At 69.8% G+C, this 3,184-nt stretch carries 3 protein-coding genes; all 3 read left to right on the forward strand.

Going from position 1 to position 3,184, the window contains the following annotated elements:
• The first annotated feature begins 132 nt into the window (after positions 1–132).
• Genes G3N93_RS36965 through G3N93_RS36975 form a run of 3 tightly spaced genes read left to right on the forward strand, consistent with a single transcriptional unit; the run spans position 133 to position 3,156 of the window.
• A complete protein-coding gene (locus tag G3N93_RS36965; protein WP_174936092.1) occupies positions 133–1,515 on the forward strand; it encodes a type II and III secretion system protein family protein in 1,383 nt (460 codons plus the stop codon).
• Positions 1,516–1,530: 15 nt separating this feature from the next.
• Positions 1,531–1,911: a CpaD family pilus assembly lipoprotein gene (locus tag G3N93_RS36970; RefSeq protein WP_174948242.1), complete on the forward strand. Its 381-nt coding sequence runs from the start codon at positions 1,531–1,533 to the stop codon at positions 1,909–1,911.
• A 21-nt stretch (positions 1,912–1,932) separates the two neighbouring features.
• Positions 1,933–3,156 carry an AAA family ATPase gene (locus tag G3N93_RS36975; RefSeq protein ID WP_206135238.1) on the forward strand — a complete coding sequence of 408 codons (1,224 nt, stop codon included), beginning with the start codon at positions 1,933–1,935 and terminating at the stop codon, positions 3,154–3,156.
• Positions 3,157–3,184 lie beyond the last annotated feature (28 nt).

Consider the following 3,184-nt stretch of genomic DNA (forward strand, 5'->3'; position numbering starts at 1 on the left):
CGCGACGCCCGCGACGACGGGCGGCGCCAATGTCGCGGCGGAGGCGACTGCGCCGCCGCCGGCAGTGGCGGCGCAATGACGATCGACGATTCGGGCCGGCCGCCCGGCGGCCGGCATTTGACGGGAACACGCATGGTGCGCATGGTTCGTTGGATCGCTTGCTGGTGCCTGGCCTGCATCGTTGCGTCCGGGAGCGCGTTCGCGCAGGGCGCACGCGCGCCGGACGCGGGCGCGGCGCTGTCGATCGCGACCGGCAAGGGGGAACTGCTGTCGCTGCCCGAGCCCGCGACCGCGATGTTCGTCGCCGATCCGGCCATCGCGGACATCCAGGTGCCGTCGCCGCGCACCGTGTTCGTGTTCGGCAAGAAGGCGGGCACGACCACGCTGATTGCACTCGGCGCGAACCATCGCCCGATCCTGCGCAAGACGGTGATCGTGCAGGTCGACACGGCGTCGCTGCAGGGCGTGCTCGACAGCCGCTTTCCGCAGCTGAAGCTGTCGGTGTCCGGTGCGCCGGGCTCGTTGATGGTGTCGGGCAAGGTGCCGAGCGCGGCCGACGCGGACGCCGTGATGCAGTCGCTCACACCGTATCTGCACGACAAGGAAAAGATCGTGAACCGGCTCACGCTGTCGCGCCCGATCCAGGTGAACCTGCGCGTGCGGGTGACCGAGGTGAGCCGCAACATCACGCAGCAGCTCGGCATCAACTGGAGCTCGCTGGGCGGCGCCGGCAACTTCGTCGGCGGGCTGTTCAACGGGCGCACGCTGTTCGATCCGACGAACGGCCTGTTCAACCTGTCGCCGACGGGCGCCTTCTCGGTGCTCGGCGGATTCCGCGCGGGGCGCTGGTCGATCGACGTCGTGCTCGACGCGCTCGACCAGGAAGGCCTGATCACGATGCTCGCCGAACCGAACCTCACCGCGATGTCCGGCGAGACCGCGAGCTTCCTCGCGGGCGGCGAGATTCCGATTCCCGTCGCGCAGGCCGGTTCGTCGACCGGCGCGATCACGGTCGAGTTCAAGCCGTTCGGCGTGTCGCTCGACTTTACGCCGACCGTGCTCGCCGACAACCGGATCAGCCTGAAGGTGCGGCCGGAAGTGAGCGAGGTCGATACGAACAACAGCGTGACGACCGGCGGCGTGAAGGTGCCGGGGCTCACGGTGCGGCGCGTCGACACGACGGTCGAGCTGTCGAGCGGGCAGAGCTTCGCGATCGGCGGGCTGCTGCAGAGCCAGACGGCCGACACCGTGTCGCAGATTCCGGGGCTCGGCCGGCTGCCGATCATCGGCCGGCTGTTTTCGTCGAAGAACTTCCAGGACAACAAGACCGAGGTGGTCGTGATCGTCACGCCGTACATCGTGCAGCCGACCGGGCCCGGCCAGCTCGAGCAGGCGATCGACACCGTCGCGCGGCCGAGCAGCGACCTCGAATTCGCGGTGCAGCGCAACCTGGGGCTCGACCTGCTGTCGGGCGACACGCCGCGCCTCGTCGGCGCCGCGGGCTTCGTGTACTGAACCGGAGGAGCGCGCATGCGAACCCGATCGACCGTTGCCGTACTGCTGGCGCTGATGTTGGCGGGCTGCCTGTCGGCGCCGCCGCCGGTCAACCTGCCCGACGCGCGGTCGATCGGCTTCGACGGCGCGCACGCGGTGGCGCCCGATTGCGCGAAGCTGATGCAGCCGTCGCATCTCGTCGACGCGGGATTTGCGCGGCCCGGCGTGCCGTTCGGCTGCGCGACCTACTCGAACCTCGCGGCGATGCTCGCGCGGCCGGAGGATCTCGTCGCGCCCGTGCCATACGGCGGCGCGGACGCGCAGACCGCGGCCGACGCGGTGCGTCGCTACGTCGAGGATCGCGTGAAGCAGCCGACGCCAGGCAAGACGCTGACGACCGGCTCGCCCAGCCATTGACCGGACCCGGATGCCATCACGATGCCGCCCATGAACCTCCTCGACCGTCAGCACACCCGGCGCGCCGCGTCCGCGGGCGCGGTCGATCTCGTTGCGGTCGTCTCCGATTCGGGCAGCGAGGACGTGATACGCCGCGTCACGCAGGAGCTGTCGATCGCGCGCACCCACCTGCAGCCGGGCACCTGCGACGATGCGATCCGGCTGCTGCAGCAGTACGAGCGTTCGCCGCGCCAGCTCGTCATCGACGTGTCGGATTCGGTGCTGCCGGTATCGGACCTGATGCGGCTCGCCGACGTGTGCGATCCGTCGGTGCGCGTCATCGCGATCGGCACGCAGAATGACGTCGGGCTGTTTCGCAACCTGCTCGGCATCGGCGTGCAGGACTACATCGTCAAGCCGCTGACGGTCGAGTTGATGCGGCGTGCGCTGACCGCGACGGAATCGGTCGTGCAGGCGCGCACCGGCAAGGTCGTCAGCTTCGTCGGCGCGCGCGGCGGCGTCGGCGCGACCACGATCACGGTGAGCCTCGCGCGTTTCCTGGCGAGCGAGAAGCGCCGCCGCGTGGCCTACGTCGACCTGAACCTGCACGGCGGCGGCGCGAACTCGATGTTCGGGCTGTCCAGCAACAACGGGCTGATCGAATTGCTGAACATGGGGCAGCGTCCCGACGACGCGTTGTTCGAGCGCATGTTCGTCACGAAGGGCGACCGGTTGCACGTGCTGTCCGCCGAGCTGGCTTATGGCGCCGACGCCCCGTTGAGCGACCAGGCCGTCGCGCGCCTGGTCGACATGCTGAAGGACCGTTTCCACTACGTGCTGTTCGACGTCGGCAGTGGCGCCGGCCCGCTGCTCGAGGACGCGCTCGTGGCGTCCGATCTCGTCCACGTCGTGGTCGACCGCTCGGTGCACGCCGCGTACGAAGCCGCGCGGCTCGTGCGCTTCGTGCGGGAACTGCCCGGCGAGCGGCTGCTGTCGATGGTGCTGAACAATCCGCTCGCGCCGGTCGCGGGCCGCGGCGAGCCGGTCGATTTCGAGGAGGCGTTCGGCGGCGCGAAGCTGCACGAGCTGCCGCACGAGCCGCAGACGCTCGCGGTGGCCGAGAACCTCGGCGAGCCGATCGAAGGCGCGAAGCGGAACGGCTTCCTGGACCAGATCCGGCAGCTCGCGAACGGCATCACCGGCGAGCCGATGGTCGTCGCCGAGCCGTGGTATGCGCGGCTCGTCAAGTGGAGGAAGGGAACGTGACGTTCGGCACCCGCAACCGGCCGCCGGC

This window comes from Burkholderia sp. Se-20378, assembly GCF_017104665.1.
GTDB classification, from domain to species: Bacteria; Pseudomonadota; Gammaproteobacteria; order Burkholderiales; family Burkholderiaceae; genus Burkholderia; species Burkholderia lata.

What these genes read in the sequence shown, in the direction of transcription:
- G3N93_RS36965 (WP_174936092.1), top strand. Translation starts at nt 133, where the DNA reads ATGGTGCGCATGGTTCGTTGGATCGCTTGCTGGTGCCTGGCCTGCATC.
- G3N93_RS36970 (WP_174948242.1), top strand. Translation starts at nt 1,531, where the DNA reads ATGCGAACCCGATCGACCGTTGCCGTACTGCTGGCGCTGATGTTGGCG.
- G3N93_RS36975 (WP_206135238.1), top strand. Translation starts at nt 1,933, where the DNA reads ATGCCGCCCATGAACCTCCTCGACCGTCAGCACACCCGGCGCGCCGCG.